Below are 22,133 nucleotides of genomic sequence, written 5' to 3'. Positions count from 1 at the left end.
AAATACAAAAAAGGCAGGATCAACTCACATTAGATTAGAAGTCTTGAATTGTTGGTCTGATAATAATTTCGTTAATATCGACATCATCTGGTTGTTCAATCGCATAGGCGACAGCTTTGGCAATAGATAACGCTGGAATGGCGTCTTTATAAATATCTTGAACAAATTGAGAGGTGGCTTCATCCGAACTACCGAATTTTAATTCAGAATCAATTAAGCCGGGTGATAATAGCGTTGTACGTATATTGCCACCCACTTCCGCTCTCAATCCTTCTGTTATCGCTTTAACCGCAAATTTTGTACCGCTATAGACAGCCGATCCTGGTGAAACTTTATGTGCAGCAACTGAAGCGAGATTAATAAAGTGACCACTATTTTGTTTTGTAAACACGGGAAGTGCAGCGGCGATACCGTAAAGTACCCCTTTGATATTAATGTCGACCATGCGATCCCATTCATCAACCTTAACCTCAGCCATTGGGGCAATCGACATCAAGCCGGCATTATTGACCATGACATCTAAGCGTCCAAAAGTCTCAATCGCCTTGTCGACAAGCATTTTAACCTGATCGGATTTGGTGACATCCATCGTGACATATTCAGCTTCGCCACCCTCAGCAAGAATATCATTTACGATAGCTGCTAGTTTTTCACTACGACGCGCACCCAATACGACTTTAGCGCCTTTTTGAGCCAGAAAACGCGCAGTTGCTTCACCTAAACCACTGCTTGCACCCGTTATAACAATCACTTTATTTTCAATATTTGTATTCATTGGAGATATCCTATTTATTATTCATTTCTAAGTGAACAAGCGCTTTTTCAGCAATTTCAACACCGTATTCTTGAACAAAGTGTCCTGCTTCTGCAATTTTTAAGGGCTCAGGGCAGCCTTTAATAAAGCTTCTTAAGTACTCCATCGGGCCTTCGCCTAAAGCTGTATCTTTCATGCCAATCGCCATAAAACTTTGACCGTTCCAGTCTTTTGACCAAAACTCTCTTGCGCGTTTTCCAAGTTCAACACCATCCATTGTTGGCTCTACAGGCACCATGGCAGGAAAGCGTCTTACGCCTGCTTTATAGCTGTTATCTGGAAATGGCGCGTCATAAGCAACAACATCCATCACAGACACTGCTGGCCCTGCGTCACAGGCAAATAAACCACCGACAGGTATTTCGGGTAGATTGGCGCACATATCTCGCCACTGATAAAATCCATCAGAAGCGGTTTCACCCACCGATATTGCCGTGTTCATGACAATCAAGTTTTTAAATCGGTCTTGCATATCCATTGGGATCGTTAACCCTAATAAGCCGCCCCAATCTTGACAGACCAGCGTAATATTTCTCAGATCAAGGCGTTCAATAAATTGCATTAAACTGTCACGGTGAAAATCAAAGGTATAAACTGATTCATCAACGGGTTTATCTGAGCGACCAAAGCCAAACAGATCTGGCGCAACAACACGATGGCCTGCTCCTGTAAATATAGGGATCATTTTTCGGTATAAGTAGCTCCAAGAAGGCTCACCGTGTAAACATAAAAAAGTGTTTTCAGATGAGGAATCACCCTCGTCGATGTAGGCCATGCGTAAAGACTCAAAACCATCTAAATCATCAATGTAGTTAGGTTGGTAAGGAAAAGCCGGTAATACAGAGAATCTTTCTTCTGGTGTTCTTAGTGCTTTAATCGTCATCGTATTTATCCTGAAGTTGTTTGTTTAAGTTAATGTTATTAATTTTAAAGTTACTGGGTTTTACCTAAGAATACGGATTTAAAAGGCAGCTCGGATACTCGCATACTGCCAATGATATAAACCAAGGCAGTAATAAGATCCATTACTGAAATAATGACAAATATCATCGGCGCCAACCCTAATGAAACTGCATAAGCGACCGTGATAAAGCCGACCATTCTTACCAATCCGTTCCAAACAATAATAGGTGCTCGAGCTTTAAGATCTGAAATGGCCCAAAGTAACGCGGCTCCCATGAACATAAATGATATGCCCAATACCACAGTAATAATTAATGTGTCTGCTTGAGGTGCTATCAGCGCTTAAATAATCATGCCTAGTGCGATTGGAAAGTTGAATAGAGCAGTAATTTGTACGAATTTTTTAAACATTTCTAGTTCACTTATTCCATTTAATTTGAAGCGATTGTTTCACAATCGAGTTAATTATGAAACGATCACTTTAAAATGTCAATGGGTTCAATTGACATTCTGAAGCGATTACTACAAAATAGAATCCGTTAACTAATTTTATTAAAGGCAACAGAGTGAAAGCAGGACGAAAAAGAGCGTTTGATAAAGAGGTCGTTTTAGATAAAGCGATGCGATTATTTTGGAAAAATGGGTATTCCGGTACTTCTGTAGCCAATCTATCTTCTGAGCTTGGACTCAATACGTCGAGTTTGTACGGAACGTTTGGCAATAAAGAACAGTTATTCAAAGACTCACTGGTTCACTATGTAAAGCAATACGTTGCAGCTAATTACAAACACCTAGTAGAGCCATCAAATGCAACATTAAAAGAGCGATTACAAACTTGTTTCTATGGGCTTATTGAGCTGTTCACTAATAATGAGACTCCCCGTGGATGCTTACTCGTAAAAAGTGTTAATGAATCAGACAGTGTTGCGTTTCCAGAAGACGTGGTTGTTTATATAGACAAATCAGGAACAGAAACTCAGAAAATACTGACGGATTTGTTCGCGTCTGGTATTGCGAAGACTGATATGCCCAAAGGTCAAACAGCTGAAAAACTTGCTACGTATCTATTGTCAATTAGTTATGGCATTGCCGTTCAAGCAAAGGCTGGTAAATCGGAATGTGAGTTAAAGTCAGTCCTTGATCATAGTTTGAATTCTATCCTTGGTTAAAATTGATTAAGCTAAATATGCAGGGTTTTGATGATCTGTTATTGAGCCATTTTATACATTACCTCCCCACCAATAATAGTATAAGTCACCTTAGTATCTAAAATCTTCACAGGTGCAATTTCAAAAATATTGTTATCCAATATAACCAAATCAGCCAACTTTCCAACTTTCCAACTTCGATAGAGCCTAAATCACTTTCCTGAAATCCAGCATAGGCATTATTAATGGTATAAGCCTTAACTGCATCTTCTACACTGATTTTTTCTTGTGGCACCCAACCAGTTGGATTTTTACCATCTAAGGTTCTACGAGTAACGGCTGCATAAATACCCGCTATAGGATTTAGTGGAGCAACATACCAGTCCGAGCCAAAGCTCAAAGTCGCACCGGCATCTAGCAAGGATTTAAACGCATACGTTGTTTTAATGCGTTCAGGGCCAATACGTTCTTCTGCCCAGCGACCATCGTCAATCGCATGAAAAGGGTGCATAGAAGGAATCACATCAAGTTCTGCAAAACGATTTATTGCAGCTTTTGATAAATGCTGTGCATGTTCAATTCGTGGCCGTGAGCCTTTTACATTGAGCTCATCAAATATTTTTAAAATTTCATCATTGGCTCTATCACCGATCCCGTGAATAGCCAGTTGCAAACCTAATTCGTGTGCTTCTTTAATGTTTTGTTTTAAGTCATCCATCTGCATTAATGCAAAACCGTGGGTTTCTGGTGCATCAGTATAAGGTTGATAAAACCAAGCAGTAGTGCTGCCTAATGAACCATCGACTAATTCTTTAACGCCGCCAAAACGTAACCATTCATCACCTTTGCCTTCTTTCTTTATTTTCTGGGCTAACTCATGTCGCATAGAAATATGTGGGAAAAAGTACGTACGAATTTTCAAACGTCCTTCAGCTTTGGCTTTTTCGAATATCGCGATATTATCCCACGACTTCGCGTTTTCACTCATATTATGAATTTGAGTAACACCATTTTTCAAAGCTTCTTGAACGCCCATATCAAAAGTTTTGGCATTTTTCTCGTCGGTGACAGAAGGTAAAATTTTGTTGATTAGAGATAAGGCTTTGTCTTTAATAATTCCGGTAGGCTCGCCAGTAGCATCTTTTTCGATTACCCCTCCTTCAGGATTTGGTGTGTCTTTAGTAATTCCTGCCAATGCTAAGACTTTAGAATTTACAATCGCCATATGGCCATCAGTTCGCATTAAATAAATAGGAATTTCAGTGGTGATTTTATCCAACCAACTTTTATGAGGTAACTCTCCCCCCCCAAGCTTCATGGTCCCACAGTCCTCCAGTTATCCATTCGTCTTTAGGCGCAATAGCGGCGAAATTTTTAATAGTCGTTAAGAATTGTTCAATAGTTTTAGAGCCGTAAGTATCTACGCTGACTAAAGAGTTAGATCCATCCATAAAATGCGTATGGTTATCTATAAAACCAGGCAGCACTAATTTACCTTGTGCATCAATTGTTTCGTCTGCTTGATATTTTGCTGCTATTGCTGAATCACCAACGGCAATAATTCGAGAGCCTTCAATTACAATTGTTTCTGTCCAAGGTTGTTCGATGTTACCTGTCCATGCTTTGGCGTTAATAATAATTTTGTCAGCGATAACAGGAGAATTTATTTGTACAGAATCATCTTTCTGCGAACATGCACTAAGAAGAAAGGCTATGAGAAGAGTATTTAATATTTTCATTCGTTTATCTATTAGATTCATGAAGACAGTGCGACTGAATCAATTTCAGAATTAGCTTGCACTAGCAATTTGTTACAGGAGATATTTTGAAACTTTACCATAGGGTAAACATTGTTGTCTTTGAGGAAATTTATCGAAGACACCCAAATGAAAGTTTTGGGTGCAAGTTACTTGATTAATAAGACTCCATAGTATCAGGAACCTGTGGGGTCACATAACTGATGCAACGTCGGTGTTGGTTTGTTTTGAGCCAAAGGACTATCTCTAACCAGCATCAATATATAGCTATGAACAGCCTTAGATTATTCACTCTCTTATGTCATAATGTCGGAATTTTTGTCCTTAGCAGATTGGCAAAAATCGACCTTTAGCTGTCATTAGCAAAGCGCAATTTTGAAGGCGTTTTTAGGTCACTTTGATACGAAACCGGACATTAGCCTTGGCCTACATATTTACAAGTGATCCGATAATGCAGCCCTAAATTAGATAATAAGTTTTTTATAAATCCCAATTTTAAAACTTGAAAAATCAATACTCAAATTTGATTAAAAACTCCGAAAGCGGACATTCGAGCGTTAGGAATTGTAGGCATGAAAAATTAACTTTCTATCTCACTATGGGGCACTTTCCGCCTTAGATTTATTACTTTAATTTGATAGCTAACCAGATTGAACGTGTGAAAAATGTAACTTATTAGGTTGAGAGAATAAGCACAATAAAACAACATGTAAGTTGTTTTATTATTGTATTTACAACTTTATTGTTGTTTTACTTGTTTTACTTGTTTTACTTGTTTTACTTGTTTTACTTGTTTTTACAATATAAACGTTGTATTTTTGTGCTTTATACATCATTTGAGTTGTTTTTATGAAGACAGTTGAAGCACTTGCTGAATTACTCATTGCAGAACGCAAAAAGAGAAAACTCTCGCAAAAAGATATGCGCATGCTTATTGGTATGTCACAACAACAATATCAACGCATCGAATCAGGTCAGGACTTAAAAGTTTCTACCTTGCTGCGTATATTAGAGGGGCTAGGGCTTGAATTATTAATAATTGATCCTGACCAAACTACACAAAGTCAGCATGTTGAGTCACTTTTGATAGGTGATAATTTTTGGTCGAGTAAACATAAGCACCTTGAGGATGAGTAATGACAGCTAAGAAAAGAATGGAAAGTGTTGAAGGACTTAGGCTATCACTCAACGGGCAAGATATTGGGGTGCTTACTCATTATTCTGGCGGGAAAAATATTTTTGTCTTTTCTCCTGATTATGTGGCGTTGGCAAAGACTGAACGTCAAACCTTTACGATGACACAATTAGCAAATGAGCAATACTTATTACAACCATTGATAAGTTCTCAGAAACTAGCTCCAGTATTTTCAAATTTACTGCCAGAAGGTGCGCTACGTGATTGGATGGCTCACTCTCTTAAAGTACACATTGATAATGAATTTCCTTTAATGGTCCATATGGGCAAGAACTTACCTGGAGCTTTGCTGGCTGCACCTATATCTGCTGGCAATGTGCCGAAATGGGCACTTGATCACCGAGAACAAGTTGAAGCTGTTCAAGTAGATGTTGAACTCAGCCAAGGTAAGTTTTCCTTGGCAGGCGTACAAATGAAGTTTTCTTCAGTGAAGAACGGAGATGGTCGATATAATATTGGTCAAGATGCAAACAGTAATAGTTGGATCATCAAAACACCCTCTACTATACATAAGTATGTTCCTTACAATGAGTACACAGCCATGAGATTAGCTGAGTTTGTGGGGGTTGATATTCCTGAAATCAAGTTGGTTGAACTGATTCAATTGGATAACCTGCCTGATATTCAGCTTCCTAACGAAGTCCACGCTTATGCTATCAAGCGGTTTGATCGACAAGAAGGCCAACGAGTTCATACTGAAGACTTTGCCCAAGTGTTCCAAGTGTACTCTCATGAGAAATATCAAAAGTTTAATTACGAGCAAATAGCTAATGCACTCTACCAATTTGGCTCACAAGGTTTGAAAGATGTACAGCAAATGGCAAGACGGTTATTAGTAAATATTCTATTGGCGAATGGTGATGCCCATTTAAAAAATTGGTCATTAATATATCCAGATAGTAACAGACCTATGTTGTCACCAGCTTATGATATTGTATCAACACTACCCTACGTAGAAGGGGAGCAAGAGTTCGCACTCAATATGGCAAAAAGCAAAAATTGGTATCAAGCGGACATGGCGTCATTTGAAGCGTGGGCGAAACGGATTGGTGCACCTTGGCAAGCAATAAAAGTTCATCTTGAAGACACTCTAGAGCTTTCCAGAGGCAATTGGTTGAAATTGTTAACTGAATTGCCTATGGATGAATTACATCAGCAAACGTTGAAAGCACACTGGCAAAATTTACATCATGACTTTCGTATTGAATAAAATTAACGGTGCAGGTATTTGAATGTTAATCCTGTTTCAAAGCCAATGTCATGAGGGCTGCCGTTTGTCTGTTCAGTGCCTTTTTCAGTGTATCAAGGGACATCTCTTCGTCAGAAATAAAGTCCGTGAACATCTGGTCGACGTTGTTCCAAAGAACTTCGCCCAGTGATTGAGGGTCTACCTGTGGGATGAAAACTTGCTCTTCATAGAGTCTGTGCATTAGGTCAATAAGCAGGCTCTGTAAATGCTGTTCTACCTTTTGATATTCTTGGGTAAACTTTTTGTTTGAAGACGCAGTAGATGCTGCAAGTGCCTGACGCCAACAGGACTTGTTCATAAATTCCATTGGATGATCAACGTACATTTCAATTAGACGGTAGATAATACGAGCATCATTTTGTTTGCGCTTAGCAATTATTTGCTCGCCAATTTGCTGCGCTTTTTCTCCTTCGTCTATTAATACAGCCAGTAAAAGCCCGGTCTCGAATAATAGGGGTCAGAGTCGAATTAAGCAGGAATAATAGGGGTCAGAGTCGAATTAAGCAGTATGTGGCTAGCCATTAACAGTAATTATCAGGGCGGTGCCGCTGAAAATATAAAGCAGCGACGATGCTGTCAAAGTATTCGCTCAGCTTATAGTCTAAAAGTTAGCTCAGAGTTGGTTAATATCAGTTTAAATATCTAAGAATTGAAAACAATTTAAAATAACGCTAGTTATGGCCTCTTGTAATACCCCCATGAAGTTGAAGCGTGTTGCGCAATACGCTACACCCGACTGATGATTAAGTCATTTAAACACAAAGGTCTGAAGTCGTTTTTCGAGAAAAGGAAAACATCAGGCGTTCAAGCAAAGCACGCGAAGAAACTTCGTATGCAGTTAGCTGCTGTCCATACCGCACAAGACATAGATGACGTTAATCTTCCTAGCTTTTCACTTCGCCAACTGAAAGGTGAAAGGGCCAACATTTGGTCTATATCAGTTAAGGGTAATTGGAGAGTGACGTTCGAGTTCAAGGCCGGTAATGCTTACATCTTAAATTACGAGGATTATCACTAATGAATATGCTTAACCCACCCCATCCTGGTGAGTTTATTGAATCCATCTATATGGAACCATATGGCATCAGTTGCAGAACACTTGCTAGGCATCTTGGCGTTGCAGCTTCTACGCTTAATCGTGTGGTAAAAGGTAAAAGCGCAGTATCGCCTGAAATGGCACTGCGACTATCTAAGGTACTGGGTCGAAGCTCTGAGAGTTGGCTTAGCATGCAAGATAACTATGAGCTTTGGCAAGCTAAGCAAAATATCAATCTAGATAACGTTCAGCCCATAGACCTGCATGCCGCTTAACAATCGCATTGTCTGGCTCCGAGAATAATTACATGGACACAAATTACGTAGACCCCCATGATAAAAATGCTTACCACAAAGCCTTTGTCGATGGTGTGCTGGAGCTTGCGGGATTGTAAACGCGGAAGTTTTAAGCTGCGCAGGTTTAACGGCTTGATAGGTATTTGTATAAACAGCTAAATGTAAAAGAAGCCCCTCATTTTGAAGAATTTCTTGTTTATACGTGAAATACAGCTAGCTAATGACTAGCCCAGCCACCTACTCTATTGATAGCTCTACCACGTCTTTTCTTGCCGCCACTCTAAGAGTCATTTGAATCGGGTTGTCGTTTACATCGGTAATGTAATCCACGGTATGCGGTAATTGCCCAAGTACCTCTAAAGTACCTTAAGAATTACATAGACACCGTCATAAAAATGCTTCATTTGAAAGCCTGACCTAAGCTTGATCTGTGTCTCACTTTATCAGGTAGACGAATCATGCCTCAGCCTCGAAAAAGTCAAATTAGGTTAATCGATACGCCTTATTTTATTCACAACATCCATGTCGTTCACTTCTTCGAAGCCAGCTAAAGCGGTTCAAATTTATTTCCGATAAATTTGTCACTACGTCTCCGGTTTTGTATATCGTTTATTTTTGTGTGGTGCAGCCGCCGCGCTGTTGATAAATATTCAGGGCTACAGAGCTACATAAGAACCTACAAACCTTTTGTTTTGGGATTAGTCCCCTTCGTGTGGGTGGTTATTGGGGAGCGGGGTGTCATCGGGACTAAGTAATCAATGCTAGCTAACATACAATTAATAAACCTTAATCTCCATTTTACACGCCAGACCGTGTACACATCAATTAAACGCCTATAGCGTGTAAAATCAATCTTAACTGCTATAACAGGTAAATATTGCTTTACCGGCTATGGCGTGTAAAGTAAGTTAATTGAGTAAAATGCTAAAGGTAAATAATTATGAAGGTGACAAATTCAAAGCAGCTTAGTGCATATATAAAGGATATTCGTCTAAATCAAAAGCAATCTCAAACAGACACTGCAAAAAAAGTGGGTATTCGTCAGGACACCATTTCAAGTTTTGAGCTAAACCCTGATTCTACTAAATTAAACACCTTATTTAAGATTCTATCTGCTTTAAATCTTGAATTAGAAGTTAAAGTAAGGAACTCAACACTGTCAGAACAACAGCAAGGTAACAGCTGTGCGGCAAGCATTAATACAAGTGATAGCAAATGGAAGGAAGAATGGTAATGGCTATTCTAGATGTTTATATGAATGGCTATTTAATAGGGGAGTTCACTAAGTCGGCAAACGGATCTCATATGTTTAAATATGGACTCAAGTGGCTAGAAACCCCCGGAAGTCGCCCAATATCACTTTCTATGCCATTGCAACGCAAACAATATAGGGGGACTGATGTCTATAATTTCTTTGATAATTTATTACCCGATACTATTGAAATAAGAAATAAAATTGTTGCTCGTCATGATGCGCAATCTACACAAGCATTTGATTTACTGGAAAAAATAGGTCAAGACAGCGTTGGCGCTTTGCAGTTAATACCACACAAACAACCCGCTCCCGATGTAAAGAAGATAGAAAGTAAGCCACTGTCAAACAAGGCTTTAGAAAAAATTCTAAAAGGCTATGAGTCTGATATGCCATTAGGTATGTTAAAAGAAGAAGAGGACTTCAGGATTTCACTAGCAGGTGCTCAGGAGAAAACAGCGTTATTAAATCTACAAGGACAGTGGCATTTACCTCTAAAAAACACGCCAACTACACATATTATGAAACTACCAATCGGTGAAATAAAGACTCATTCACATATTATTGATATGTCCGACAGTGTTGAAAATGAATATTTGTGCATGATGATTGTGAGAGAGTTTGGATTGGATGTTCCACAATGTTCAATTATCAAAGTTGGAGATATAAGGGCACTTGCTGTTGAGCGCTTCGACCGAAAACGTTCTTCAGATGGCGAGTGGATCATGCGATTGCCACAAGAAGATTTTTGCCAAACTTTAAATGTTCCATCGGCAAAAAAATATGAAAGTCACGGTGGTCCGAGTATTAAGAAAATTATGGATTATCTGCTTGGCTCTATGAATTCGCAAAAAGATCGATTTAATTTTATGAAGTCGCAGCTACTATTTTGGTTGTTGGCTGCGACAGATGGGCATGCAAAGAACTTCTCTCTTCATATTCACGCTGGTGGAGCGTATTTTCTTACCCCATTTTACGACATTTTATCGGTCTATCCTGTCATGGGTGGAAGAGGATTGAATATTCGAGACGCAAAGCTAGCGATGGGGCTAAAGGCGACAAAAGGAAAGAAATACCTGATAAATGATATCTTTCCAAGGCACTTCTTAGATACTGCCAAAGATGTCGGCTTCGATATTGAAATGATGGTGAATATAATGACTCAGGTAGTTAATGATCTAGACTCGGTAACTACTCGGGTTGAACGGCAGCTAAAAAGAGATTTCCCAGTGCACATAAAAAACGCAATATTTAAAGGCATGAAAAACAGAGCTAAACGACTTGCTGATTACAAAACTCAATAAAAACCCAATTAATTTGCTGTGCTGGATTTAATGTTATGCGAAGTATCGTATTGAAAATAGCAGCATTTAAACACTAGGGGTGTATTTTTGGGTGCCTATTATCAAAAAAGTTAAAATAATAAATAAAAACAATAAGATAAGTCTAACATAAGTAGCATATTGCAAAACGATAGATGATATTCCACTCAAAATATCCCTTTTAAATTGAAAAGCCCGAATAGCAATATTCGGACTTTTTTTGTTTTTATCAATATACAGACACTTTTCCTCAGTTGGCGCTAAGTGGTGAGGGTCAGCTCTTGTCGGATGATTGCCGCCCCGGCACTTAACGCGCTTAGTTTGGCTCTTGCTACATCACGAGATAAAGGAGCCATGCCGCAGTTGGTGCATGGGTAGAGCTTGTCGGCATCAACGTACTTGAGTGCTTCTCGCAAGGTATTGGCGACTTCTTCTGGGGTTTCTATGGTATTAGTTGCCACATCAATGGCCCCTACCATCACTTTTTTACCTCTGATCAGTTCAAGTAACTCAATAGGCACGTGAGAGTTGTGGCATTCCAGGGAGATGATATCGATATTCGATTTTTGCAATTTGGGAAAGGCTTGTTCATATTGTCGCCATTCTGAGCCCAGAGTCTTTTTCCAATCTGTGTTGGCTTTGATGCCATAGCCATAGCAAATATGCACAGCCGTTTCACACTTAAGACCTTCAATGGCGCGCTCTAAACACGCAATGCCCCACTCGTTAACGTCATCAAAAAACACATTAAAGGCAGGCTCATCAAATTGGATAATATCCACGCCTGCGGCTTCTAATTCTTTGGCTTCTTGATTAAGAATTTTAGCAAATTCCCATGCCAGCTTTTCGCGACTGTGATAATGATCATCATACAGTGTATCGATCATGGTCATAGGGCCTGGCAGCGCCCATTTGATAGGCTGATCAGTTTGCTGACGTAACAGCTTGGCATCTTCTACAAACACAGATTTGGGCCGGGAAACAGCGCTAACGACCGTGGGTACACTGGCATCATAGCGGTCGCGAATTTTAACGGTTTTACGGTTCTCAAAGTCAACACCGGTTAGATGCTCGATAAAGGTGGTAACAAAGTGTTGGCGTGTTTGTTCGCCATCACTAACAATATCTATACCCGCTTGTTGTTGTTCATGTAATGACACACGTAACGCATCGTGTTTACCATCAATCAGTGCTTGGCCGTCCAGTTTCCAAGGTGACCATAGCGCTTCAGGCTCTGCCAGCCACGATGGCTTAGGTAAGCTGCCTGCTGTAGATGTAGGTAGTAATGGTGTAATAGTCGCTGATTTTCGAGTAACTGTTTTCATAATAAATACTGCTAAGCCTTTTGCGTATAGGTAGTTTGAATTAATTAAAGCCCGTAGTTGGCAGACCACTGCTCAAGCACAGTTTGATAGGGCTTGATAAAGTGTTCCTCAGTAAATTTGGCCTGTTTAAACGCCAACTTGCTGCGCTCTTCTCTGTCATACACAATTTGGGTTAACGAATGATCTAGGTTATTTAAGTTTGGTTGATAGCAATGTCCTGCCACAGCATTGGCATTATAGATTTCAGGTCGGTAAATTTTTTGAAAGGTTTCCATGGTGCTGATGGTGCTTATCAACTCAAGATTGCTGTAATCATTCAATAAATCGCCAAAGAAAAAGAAAGCCAAAGGGGCCACACTATTAGGCGGCATAAAGTAACGCACCTGTAAGCCCATTTTTTTGAAGTATTGTTCAGTCAGTGATGACTCATTTGGCTGATATTCGTAGCCCAAAACAGGGTGCTGATTTTCAGTTCGATAATAGGTTTTATTGTCTGACACACTTAGGCAGATAACAGGTAGTTTTTTAAAATGCTGTTTATACGCATCTGAGTTCACAAAATATTTGAAGATCTTGCCATGCAATTCGCCAAAATTATCCGGAATGCTAAACTGGCTTTGGCCCTTGTTATGCTCGCCCAGCAAGATACTAAAGTCATAATCCCGCACGTAAGATGAAAAGTTATTGCCTACAATCCCTTCAATGCGCTCATTGGTTTTGTGATCAACAATATTGGTTTTCAATATCTCAATAGAAGGGAATGTATCGCCACTGCCTGCCACATCCAAATCAACAGAAATGATTTCAAGCTCTACTGAATAACGCTCGCCTTTGGGATTATCCCAATACGCTAAGGCATTAAAACTATTGTCGATCATCTTCAGTGTGTTGCTTAAATTCTGTTGGCGACTTTCGCCTCTGGCTAAATTTGCAAAGTTGGTGGTAGCGCGTGTGCTGTCTGACGGATGATAGTTTTCATCGAGGGATATATTCTTAATAGTAAATGCAAAATCTGTGTTCATGACCTTCTGGTATCCAATTTCTGTATAACAACCTAAATCTATTCTTTGCGCTTTTTTGACTTGGCCTAAATAAGAACCAACGGTCATAAGACCTCAAGCGATGTGCTGAAAAGGATTTATACGCGGAAGGTTAGATGAATAAAATTGATATAATCTCATTGATACATGAGAAATACTCATAATTAGTGTACGTATTATCGAGACATCAGGGTTTTTATTTGCTTTTTTTATGCGCGGCTCGAGTAACGCTTTCTTTAACAGCTAAGAAAGAGTTACCAGAGCATATGCTTCGCACACTATGCCTTACGCGACTAATACCCCCTGATTATGCACACGTGATTTATTACGTGGTAGCTTCGTGCAAACCAAAGGGGTTATCAATACTGTCGCTTGGTTGTGTAAACCAACGTGGGCCATTGTCGGTCATATAAAAATGATCCTCTAAACGAATACCGAATTCGTCGGGTATAACCAGCATAGGTTCATTACTAAAACACATGCCTTTGGCGAGTGGGGTTTTGTTGCCGCCGACTAAATAAGGCCACTCGTGAATATCTAAACCAATGCCATGACCGGTACGATGTGGACAACCAGGTGTTTGGTACTCTGGGCCTAAACCTTGTGAGGCTAAGTATTGACGAGCCGCTGCATCAACGTCCTCGCATGGCACATCAATTTGGGCAGCGTTAAAAGCGGCGAGTTGTACGGCTTTTTCATCGTTCCAAAATTGTCGTTGCCGACTCGTTGGCTGACCAAATACATACGTTCGGGTAATGTCAGATATATAGTCGTGTACTTTGCAGCCGGTGTCGATTAACACGACATCCCCCTCCTTGAGAATTTGCGGATCTTTAACACCGTGTGGGAACGAAGTCGCGGCCCCAAAAAGCACAATACAAAAATAATTACCCGGCGCACCGACCTTTTGGTGTGCTTGCTCAATAAAGGCTTCCACTTCTGTGGTGCTTATTCCTGGGCGTAACATACTTGCGGTGGCTTTATGCACAGCCAGTGTCATATCCATAGCACCTTGCATTAACGCCAGTTCATTATCAGACTTATGCATTCTGCAATGGGCAGTAACCTCTTGTGCATTGATGAGAGTTAAGCCAGTTTGAGCTTTATTAATACCGTCGAATATAAAAAACTGCGCACTTTCGTCTATACCTATTTTAGCGGTATCAGCTATTTCCAATTGTTTTAAGACATCAACAAATAAACCATAAGGGTTTTCATGTTCTTGCCAGCCATGTATTGGCCCATCTATGACTTTAAAGCCGTTTAGGCTGCCAATTTCAAAGTGAGGCGCGATATATTGCACAGCACCTTTTGCTGGCAGAATGGCCCCTACCAGGCGCTCACTGGCATACCATTTCATGCCAGTAAAATAAGTAAGGTTGGTACCTGCGTTGAGATAAATAGCGTCGATCTTATGGGCTTGCATATATGCTTGCGCTATAGCCATACGCTTTAGGTGCTCTTCTGGCTTAATAGGCACGAGGTCTTGAGTCATATCGCTCAATGTGGCTAATGCTTGCTCTGGTGTTTGCGTGCCAATGCCAGTTCCTGTAATAGTGCTCGTAACAGAGCCGGTATTAAGAGTCGTCATTTTTTCTCCTATTTTTGGATGCAGACTAAATATATTGTCAGGCACCCTATTAAATATGTAATAAAGCCATGATATCACTGACATTACCAACACCGCGCCGATATAACCTGGAATTTATTTTAACTCGCTCATTTCTAGCCTGCTGCTACTTTACACGTTGCGTGTGGGGGAATTCGCTTCGCGAACCTTATGCGCTTCGCTTATCAAAGCGTGCGGATTTATAAAGCGTTTAAAACATAATTGTTTTCAATCCGCAGTAAATAACTTTGCACGGACTGTTGCCCTGTATTCCCTAGGCGAGGTGGCCAATAATTTCACAAACAGGGACGTAAAATATCCCACATCTTGATAGCCAATTTTATCTGCTACTTCACTTACGTTGAGATTACTTGTTTGTAATAAGTCTTTGGCAATTTCAATACGGACTTTTTGCAAATACTGTATCGGTGTTTGCCCAGTGGCATTTTTAAAGCGGCGGTTAAATGTGCGTACACTCATTTCAAAACGCCCCGCTACCTCGCTCAGGTTAACCTGCCGGTAATAATTGTCTTGTAACCAAATTTGCGCTTGTACTATTTCCTCATCGGGGTGCTGTTTTGTACTGCCTTCAAAATAACTGGTGTTTTCATAGGGGCGACGAATTTCATGGGAAAAATTTCGCTCAACAACACTGGCTATCGCTTCGCCGTAGAGTCGCTTAACAAAATGCACGGTAAGATCGGCCATCGCATTCACGCTAGCCGAGCAGTACAGATTGCTAGCTTGGGTAATAAAGTATTGACGTTTTAATTTGACCCTTGGGTAGTCTCGTTGAAACTGATCAAAATAATGCCAGTGAGTGGTAGCAGGTTTATCATTTAGTAACCCTGCTTCAGCTAAGAAGCAACAGCCTGTGCCTACTGCAGAGAGCATCGCACCATTTTCATAAGCCTTACGTAACCATTCTAAAATTTCAGGGTGTTTTTTGACAATTGGTCGAGGGTTTCGCCACAGAGCAGGTAAGTAAATAATATTGCTATCACCTACATCTTCGAGCTTGGTATCGGGGAACAATGAAAAACCAATACTGGTTTTAATTGGCAGTTTATCTATCGACGTTGTTTGAATAAGCACGGGTTCCACTTGGCTGCCTTCTTTTGCCCGAGCAGCACTTTCGGCTGCACGCAACATTTCAAAAGGCAAAGTCGCGCTAGTAGCCAGCATATTATCGCAAAGTAAAAAGGTAATTTTATGCACTAATCGGTTAGTCAGTTTGCGGATATTGGCCAAAGATAACGAATTAATGGCTAAAACGCCACGTATTATGGCCAGTATAACCCTGCCAGAACCTAAACCTAGCCAGTAAACTGCGGGTATTCAAACATTGGGTATCTTAAATATGTCTTCATTACCGGTCATCGTTGGATTTGGTGGTTTTAATGCCGCTGGTCGCAGTTCATTTCATCATGCTTATAAACGAATGGTGATAGAAAGTTTGCCTGGGAGTGAACGAGAAGAAACCCTGCTTGGTTTGGCCACAATGATGAAGTTGGTGCGTTGCGAAAACGGTCTCTTTATTGATAACGCGATTGAAGGTAATCAACAAACCTTAACGCCAGAAGAAGTGGTGGAACGTTTTTCAGAGCAAATTTTAAATTCGACTCTCATTCGCACAATCGAAAAAAGCCACTTCGATGTTAATGCTGTGCATTGGCAGAAAAACATCACTATGCAGCCAACAGACAAAACAGGCATTTGTTTTGAATTGACCCGTAAGCAATTACCTGAGCCAATGCCGAAAAATTGGCAGTTAACTGATATAGATAAAAACAGAGTGAAAGTTGAAATTATCGGCGAAGTCGATTTCAAAGTAGACAGTTATCGTGAATGCCCAGTAAAAGTGGCCGGGCAATTACCCAGCGGATTTAACCCCGAAGATCACTACAATGCTCGCTTTCATCCTCGCGCCTTGCAAATGGCAATTATGGGTGCATCAGATGCCATTCGATCACTAGGCATGGAATGGAAAACCATCGTCAATGCGGTCAAACCAGACGAAATTGGCGTATACGCTAGTAATGCCATGTCGCAGCTGGATGAAAACGGTTTTGGTGGCATGTTGCAATCACGCTTAAAGGGCGGCCGAGTCAGTACTAAGCAGTGCCCATTAGGTTTGAACACTATGCCTGCTGACTTTGTGAATGCTTATGTGCTAGGTAATGTCGGTCATACGAGTGCAATTGTTGGGGCCTGTGCTAGTTTCCTTTATAATCTCAGTGCTGCCATTGAGGATATAAAAAATGGCAAGCGCCGTGTGGCAGTCGTTGGCAATGCCGAAGCCCCCATATTGCCAGAAATAATTGATGGTTATGCCACCATGGGCGCCCTGGCCAGCGAAGACAATTTAAAACGTTTAGACAAATCTGAAACAGTTGATCACCGCCGTGCCAGTCGTCCTTTTGGCGAAAATTGTGGTTTTACTATCGCAGAATCAACCCAATACGTGGTGTTAATGGACGATGCATTGGCGTTAGAGCTAGGGGCTGATATTCATGGCGCAGTGAGCGATGTATTCATTAATGCTGACGGTTATAAAAAATCCATATCAGCACCCGGCCCAGGTAACTACATCACAATGGCTAAAGCCGTATCTGCGGCTCGCGGGATTGTGGGCGATGAGTCTGTTCGAGAGCGTTCGTTTATTCAAGCTCATGGTTCAAGTACGCCTGCCAACCGAACCACAGAATCTCGTATTTTCCATGATGTCGCAAAGATTTTTAATATTCATAACTGGCCAGTCACTGCGGCAAAAGCCTATGTGGGTCATCCGTTGTCGCCGGCGAGTGCCGAACAGTTAGTAGTGAGTCTTGGGGTGTTTAAACATGGATTTATACCGGGTATTAAAACCATCGATAAGGTAGCAGATGATGTATTTGCTGAACGCTTAAATATTTCAATAACTGATATAGATAAAGGTCCAGGGAATATTGATGTCGCCTTTCTAAACTCCAAAGGGTTTGGTGGTAACAATGCCACTGCGACGATATTATCACCTCACGTTGTCAATACCATGCTCGCTAAGCGATATAGCACTGAGGATATTTTGGCGTATGAATCTCGTCGTGAACAAGTACGCGAAAAAGCCAAGGCCTATGATCTATCTGCCAGCCAAGGCAACTTTGATACTATTTATCATTTTGGCCAGGATCTTATCGAAGAGGATGATATTCAAATGACCGATCAAGAAATTCGGATTGCTGGATTCGCCAATCCTATCGACTTAAGAATGAAAAACCCATTTGAAGATATGATTTAGAATAAGTAGAAAAATAAAAAGATACAGAAAAGAATCCGGCTAACTCAGCCGGATTTTTTTAAAAGGAGCTTAATTTAGACAGGCGAATACATACATCCAATGTAAAAATAGATAACCTGTAGCCACTTGATTCTTATCAGAAGTTCGCTGTTAACTTGGTTTATCATCGATGAATATCCCTACCTCCCCTAGTCACTCCTAACAATCATGGAAAACTAAAAAATGACTGATTCGAAAAACGCTCTCTCAATTACGCCCGTGTCTCGGAATGACGCTTGGTGGCAGGAGCGCCATCAGCAAAAATTAGCTGAAAAGCAGGCATTAAATAATGATGTGGATTTATTATTTTTGGGGGACTCTATTACCCACGCTTGGGAAGATACAGGTGCAACCACTTGGCATAAATATTACGCCCATCTAAAACCCTTGAATCTGGGTTATTCAGGGGACTGTACCGAACATTTGATATGGCGCTTACAAAACGGCGAAATCGACAATCTGTCACCTAAACTCACAGTGATCTTAATTGGCACCAATAACGCGGGTCATAGAGTTGAAACAGCGGAAGATACCACTGCTGGGGTTAGGGTTATTTTACAAGAAGTTCGAAAACGTTTACCTAATAGTAAAATACTGTTGTTAGCGACCTTCCCGCGTAGTAAAAGTAAAAATGCCCCTATGCGAAAAAAAGTGAATGCGGTGAATAATTTGGTACAACACTTTGCCGATAACAAAAACGTATTTTGGTTAAACATAGGCCAAGCATTTTTAACCGAAGATGGATTGGTATTAAATACCGTTATGCCGGATTTTTTGCATTTAACCAGTGAGCAATATCAAGTGTGGGCTGATGCGATGCAAAGCACTATAGCAAGGTTAATGGGTTAGTCATGGGTCTGATCACCAGCTATCTTTAGTGACTTAAGATAGTTAGAACTAGCGTAAATGTATACGTGAATCAACGGAATCAAAATCGCTTCGTTTTGTTATTGAGCCATGCCTCAGGATGATTCATCCGGTCTAAATGCTTACTATATAGATGATGTGAAAATGCTAAAAAGTGAGCCTGATGAAGACTAAATTTATGAGCTTGAGTGAACTTAGCTACGCATCTGACAGCCGCCAATATTAACGGGAACGTTCACGTCCCGAATAAATAGAAGCAGCGACATGTCTTCGATGGGAAATTCCGCTAGCGGCGATGTCAATAAATAGGGTTTAGTTTCAGCGTCTCTGAACCTGTTTATTTCTTAATAATTTGCCTACCGAGCTCTTAGAAAGTCTTTATCCAGTACGCCTGAGATATTTCGCAGTTCATAGTCAATAATTTCGGCAGTACGAGTAGCGCCGGCAGTTTCTGTCATTTCAGCAATAGCCGTGATGATCAGTGCTTCTAGTGCGTCACTGTGATTAATCTTTTCTTGGTCAGCTGCCGCAAAGGCATCCGCTATACATTGTTTTGCAATACTATATTTACTCATTTTGGCTCTCCTTAGGTAAAATCCTAAAATTGGCACCTTCTAAAATAGGAAAGAGCAAGGGTCAAATACGTCGACCCTTGTTAATTTTATACTTACGCGATAATAGTCTACTTAACTTTTGTTTCGCTCGTATTCACGTACTTCATTACGACCCACCACCATATGATGAACCTCATCAGGGCCATCTGCATAACGCAAGGTACGCTGGCCTGCATACATAGCAGAAAGTGGCGACCATTGTGAAATACCGGTAGCACCATGCATTTGCATAGACTGATCAATAATTTCGCAAACCCGCTCTGGCACCATCGCTTTGATCATGTGTATCCAAATACGTGCTTCTTGGTTACCTAGTACATCCATGGCTTTAGCCGCTTTGAGTACCATCATACGCATGGCTTCAATGTCGATACGCATCTTTGAGATAACTTCAACGTTCTTACCAAGTTGATATATTTTTTTGCCAAACGCTTCTCTTGTCGTTGAACGCTCAAGGGCAAGTTGCAACGCTTCTTCCGCTTGGCCAATTGAACGCATGCAATGGTGAATACGACCTGGGCCTAAACGAACTTGAGAAATTTCAAAGCCACGGCCTTCACCTAACAACATATTAGTTTTAGGCACCCGCACGTCTTCAAGTTTAATGTGCATGTGTCCATGAGGCGCATGATCGTGTCCGAAGACATGCATTGGGCCAACAATTGTGACGCCTGGAGTGTCTAATGGCACAAGTATCTGTGATTGTTGTTTGTGTGCTGGCGCATCGGGGCTGCTTTTAACCATGCAGATCATAATTTTACAACGCGGGTCACCGGCACCAGAAATATAATATTTCTCACCATTAATAACCCAGTCGTCACCATCTTCAACAGCCAAGGTTGAAATATTTTTTGCATCAGAAGAGGCAACATTAGGTTCAGTCATGCCAAAGCAAGAACGTATTTCACCTTTTAATAGTGGTGCCAGCCATTTTTCTTTTTGCTCAGGTGTACCTACGCGTTCTAACACTTCCATATTACCGGTGTCAGGTGCTGAACAGTTTAATGTTTCAGATGCTAGCGGCGCTTTACCAAGTTCAACGGCAATATATGCGTAATCTAAGTTAGACAAACCTTGCCCTGTTTCAGCATCTGGCAAGAAGAAATTCCACAAGCCCGCTTCTTTTGCTTTGGTTTTAGCGCCTTCAAGCAATTCCATTTGACGGTCAGAGTAGCTCCAGCGATCAGCGAGTTTTTCACCAATTGAATAAAATTCTTCTTGGATAGGAATAACATTTTCTTCAATGTGCTTCTTTACCGCGAGGTAAAGTGGACGCACGTCCTCGGACATACGTAAATCATTTAAATCTTCAGTCGACATAATTGTTCCTTAAAATTGAGTGAAACCTGACGTGTTTTACTGACGCTTCATAACACAAATATTGAAGGTTAGATTTCAAATAAATCAGTCGAAATATAATATGTAAATGAAGTGTAAATGGCCAACAAAATCTCTACAAGAAGCTGAAATTATTGATATTTTTAAAAAAAATGTCTTTTTATAGCGTCTTTATAAAAGTGGATTATAGGGGTGTATCACTGTTACTTTTTAAAACACCAATTTAAGCAAGCTCCGTGCAAAATGTGAGCAAACGAGAATTTAAATATAAACGAGGCTTTTTTCAAAAAGAGAGAACGGCCAACATACATTTTTATAGGATATTTGTTGTAGAAAAGAGATGAGCAATTGAAAACAATTACCAATTGCTATAACGATATTAGTTTTGCTAATAGCTTGACTAACACTATAAATTAGGAGTAAGGTGTGCCCAAGCTTTGAGAAGAGCCTATTTTGTGAATCCCACGATGTTAGTTATTAAGTAGTACTCTAGTCATATTAGTTTATTTGTAATTCTTCGCGTTATCCTCAGTAAAATAATCGTTTTCCTCACATGCTTTATCGCCATACTTTTTTGGCGCACTTTTTTAATTATTTCTAGGATATCTATTATGTCTAATACAACTACTGGTTCAGTAAAATGGTTTAACGAAGATAAAGGTTTTGGCTTTATCGAGCAAGAATCTGGTCCTGACGTTTTCGCACATTTCAGTGCAATCGTTAGCGAAGGTTTTAAAACTTTGGCTGAAGGCCAACGTGTAGAGTTTACTGTTACTCAAGGTCAAAAAGGCCCACAAGCAGAAAACATCGTCTGTATCTAGACCTTGTTAATCAGCGCAGTTAAATGCTGCGCTATCGTTTCGCTCATATATGAATATGAGTGAAACAAATACGCCGTTTATATAAAACGCGTATCGAATACCTTTTAAAACGAGTCTTAAGTAGTAACATCTCGTCTTTATATTTCGACTCATAACCCGAGTCATCCCGCCTTATGCTGTTACCCGTATTCCTTTTCCTTCATTAAGAATTTTATATCCCTAATTTGAAAA

22 protein-coding genes are annotated in these 22,133 nt (G+C 40.4%); 10 read left to right on the top strand and 12 right to left on the bottom strand.

Features of this window, described 5'->3' with window-relative positions:
* Window positions 1–34 precede the first annotated feature (34 nt).
* Genes GQS54_RS01185 through GQS54_RS01175 form a run of 3 tightly spaced genes read right to left on the bottom strand, consistent with a single transcriptional unit; the run spans window position 35 to window position 1,999 of the window.
* On the bottom strand, window positions 35–775 hold the full coding sequence (locus GQS54_RS01185) for an SDR family oxidoreductase (RefSeq protein ID WP_166422176.1): 741 nt from the start codon (window positions 773–775) through the stop codon (window positions 35–37).
* Between the two features lie 10 nt (window positions 776–785).
* A complete protein-coding gene (locus GQS54_RS01180; RefSeq protein ID WP_166422175.1) occupies window positions 786–1,697 on the bottom strand; it encodes a haloalkane dehalogenase in 912 nt (303 codons plus the stop codon).
* 50 nt (window positions 1,698–1,747) lie between these two features.
* Complete coding sequence (locus GQS54_RS01175; protein ID WP_166422174.1) at window positions 1,748–1,999, bottom strand: hypothetical protein; 252 nt, start codon at window positions 1,997–1,999, stop codon at window positions 1,748–1,750.
* Between the two features lie 284 nt (window positions 2,000–2,283).
* Here GQS54_RS01175 and GQS54_RS01170 point away from each other — a divergent pair, with 284 nt between their 5' ends.
* Window positions 2,284–2,886: a TetR/AcrR family transcriptional regulator gene (locus GQS54_RS01170; protein WP_166422173.1), complete on the top strand. Its 603-nt coding sequence runs from the start codon at window positions 2,284–2,286 to the stop codon at window positions 2,884–2,886.
* A gap of 106 nt (window positions 2,887–2,992) precedes the next feature.
* On the opposite strand, the gene GQS54_RS01165 is transcribed toward GQS54_RS01170, so the two are convergent.
* Window positions 2,993–4,183 carry an amidohydrolase gene (locus tag GQS54_RS01165; protein ID WP_166422172.1) on the bottom strand — a complete coding sequence of 397 codons (1,191 nt, stop codon included), beginning with the start codon at window positions 4,181–4,183 and terminating at the stop codon, window positions 2,993–2,995.
* Window positions 4,152–4,604, bottom strand: coding sequence for an amidohydrolase family protein (locus GQS54_RS01160; RefSeq protein WP_166422171.1), 453 nt, complete (start codon window positions 4,602–4,604; stop codon window positions 4,152–4,154). The genes GQS54_RS01165 and GQS54_RS01160 overlap by 32 nt, the downstream gene beginning before the upstream one ends.
* Window positions 4,605–5,471: 867 nt before the next feature.
* Here GQS54_RS01160 and GQS54_RS01155 point away from each other — a divergent pair.
* Together GQS54_RS01155 and GQS54_RS01150 are read left to right on the top strand one after the other, a co-directional pair.
* Window positions 5,472–5,759, top strand: coding sequence for a helix-turn-helix transcriptional regulator (locus GQS54_RS01155; RefSeq protein WP_166422170.1), 288 nt, complete (start codon window positions 5,472–5,474; stop codon window positions 5,757–5,759).
* Window positions 5,759–7,027 carry a type II toxin-antitoxin system HipA family toxin gene (locus GQS54_RS01150; protein WP_166422169.1) on the top strand — a complete coding sequence of 423 codons (1,269 nt, stop codon included), beginning with the start codon at window positions 5,759–5,761 and terminating at the stop codon, window positions 7,025–7,027. The genes GQS54_RS01155 and GQS54_RS01150 overlap by 1 nt, the downstream gene beginning before the upstream one ends.
* A 25-nt stretch (window positions 7,028–7,052) precedes the next feature.
* On the opposite strand, the gene GQS54_RS01145 is transcribed toward GQS54_RS01150, so the two are convergent.
* Complete coding sequence (locus tag GQS54_RS01145) at window positions 7,053–7,364, bottom strand: hypothetical protein (protein ID WP_166422168.1); 312 nt, start codon at window positions 7,362–7,364, stop codon at window positions 7,053–7,055.
* 441 nt (window positions 7,365–7,805) lie between these two features.
* Here GQS54_RS01145 and GQS54_RS01140 point away from each other — a divergent pair, with 441 nt between their 5' ends.
* From GQS54_RS01140 to GQS54_RS01125, 4 genes are all read left to right on the top strand, one after another.
* On the top strand, window positions 7,806–8,084 hold the full coding sequence (locus tag GQS54_RS01140) for a type II toxin-antitoxin system RelE/ParE family toxin (RefSeq protein ID WP_166422167.1): 279 nt from the start codon (window positions 7,806–7,808) through the stop codon (window positions 8,082–8,084).
* Window positions 8,084–8,377 carry a HigA family addiction module antitoxin gene (locus GQS54_RS01135; RefSeq protein ID WP_166422166.1) on the top strand — a complete coding sequence of 98 codons (294 nt, stop codon included), beginning with the start codon at window positions 8,084–8,086 and terminating at the stop codon, window positions 8,375–8,377. Before GQS54_RS01140 ends, GQS54_RS01135 begins: the two co-directional genes overlap by 1 nt.
* 961 nt (window positions 8,378–9,338) lie before the next feature.
* Window positions 9,339–9,632, top strand: a complete 294-nt coding sequence (locus tag GQS54_RS01130; protein ID WP_158768612.1) for a helix-turn-helix domain-containing protein — start codon at window positions 9,339–9,341, stop codon at window positions 9,630–9,632.
* Window positions 9,632–10,954 (top strand): type II toxin-antitoxin system HipA family toxin, encoded by a 1,323-nt coding sequence (locus tag GQS54_RS01125; RefSeq protein WP_166422165.1) that lies wholly within the window; start codon window positions 9,632–9,634, stop codon window positions 10,952–10,954. The genes GQS54_RS01130 and GQS54_RS01125 overlap by 1 nt, the downstream gene beginning before the upstream one ends.
* Window positions 10,955–11,232: 278 nt before the next feature.
* Here the strand turns inward: GQS54_RS01125 and GQS54_RS01120 are convergent, their stop codons facing one another.
* The 4 genes from GQS54_RS01120 to GQS54_RS01105 form a co-directional block, all read right to left on the bottom strand.
* Window positions 11,233–12,267, bottom strand: a complete 1,035-nt coding sequence (locus GQS54_RS01120; protein WP_166422427.1) for a methionine synthase — start codon at window positions 12,265–12,267, stop codon at window positions 11,233–11,235.
* Window positions 12,268–12,341: 74 nt separating this feature from the next.
* The gene (locus tag GQS54_RS01115) at window positions 12,342–13,319 is read right to left on the bottom strand and encodes a DUF1852 domain-containing protein (protein ID WP_166422426.1); all 978 of its coding nucleotides are present in this window, start codon (window positions 13,317–13,319) and stop codon (window positions 12,342–12,344) included.
* A 343-nt stretch (window positions 13,320–13,662) separates the two neighbouring features.
* Entirely contained in the window at window positions 13,663–14,892 is a 1,230-nt protein-coding gene (locus GQS54_RS01110) for a Xaa-Pro peptidase family protein (protein WP_166422425.1), read from the bottom strand.
* 282 nt (window positions 14,893–15,174) lie between these two features.
* Window positions 15,175–16,131: a helix-turn-helix domain-containing protein gene (locus tag GQS54_RS01105; RefSeq protein WP_240919790.1), complete on the bottom strand. Its 957-nt coding sequence runs from the start codon at window positions 16,129–16,131 to the stop codon at window positions 15,175–15,177.
* Window positions 16,132–16,306: 175 nt separating this feature from the next.
* Between GQS54_RS01105 and GQS54_RS01100 the strand changes: the two genes are divergently transcribed.
* Entirely contained in the window at window positions 16,307–18,223 is a 1,917-nt protein-coding gene (locus GQS54_RS01100; protein ID WP_166422163.1) for a beta-ketoacyl synthase, read from the top strand.
* A gap of 222 nt (window positions 18,224–18,445) precedes the next feature.
* The gene (locus tag GQS54_RS01095) at window positions 18,446–19,111 is read left to right on the top strand and encodes a platelet-activating factor acetylhydrolase IB subunit (protein WP_166422162.1); all 666 of its coding nucleotides are present in this window, start codon (window positions 18,446–18,448) and stop codon (window positions 19,109–19,111) included.
* Between the two features lie 374 nt (window positions 19,112–19,485).
* Here the strand turns inward: GQS54_RS01095 and GQS54_RS01090 are convergent, their stop codons facing one another.
* Window positions 19,486–19,704, bottom strand: a complete 219-nt coding sequence (locus tag GQS54_RS01090; protein ID WP_166422161.1) for a hypothetical protein — start codon at window positions 19,702–19,704, stop codon at window positions 19,486–19,488.
* A 111-nt stretch (window positions 19,705–19,815) separates the two neighbouring features.
* Complete coding sequence (locus GQS54_RS01085; RefSeq protein ID WP_166422160.1) at window positions 19,816–21,063, bottom strand: acyl-CoA dehydrogenase family protein; 1,248 nt, start codon at window positions 21,061–21,063, stop codon at window positions 19,816–19,818.
* Window positions 21,064–21,692: 629 nt separating this feature from the next.
* On the opposite strand from GQS54_RS01085, the gene GQS54_RS01080 reads away from it, so the two are divergent.
* Window positions 21,693–21,902, top strand: a complete 210-nt coding sequence (locus GQS54_RS01080; RefSeq protein ID WP_007103646.1) for a cold-shock protein — start codon at window positions 21,693–21,695, stop codon at window positions 21,900–21,902.
* Window positions 21,903–22,133 lie beyond the last annotated feature (231 nt).

It is taken from the genome of Paraglaciecola sp. 20A4, assembly GCF_011378905.1.
Classification (GTDB): Bacteria; Pseudomonadota; Gammaproteobacteria; order Enterobacterales; family Alteromonadaceae; genus Paraglaciecola.
The sequence above is the reverse complement of the archived record's forward strand: the minus strand, read 5'-3'. Positions and strand labels throughout refer to the sequence as shown.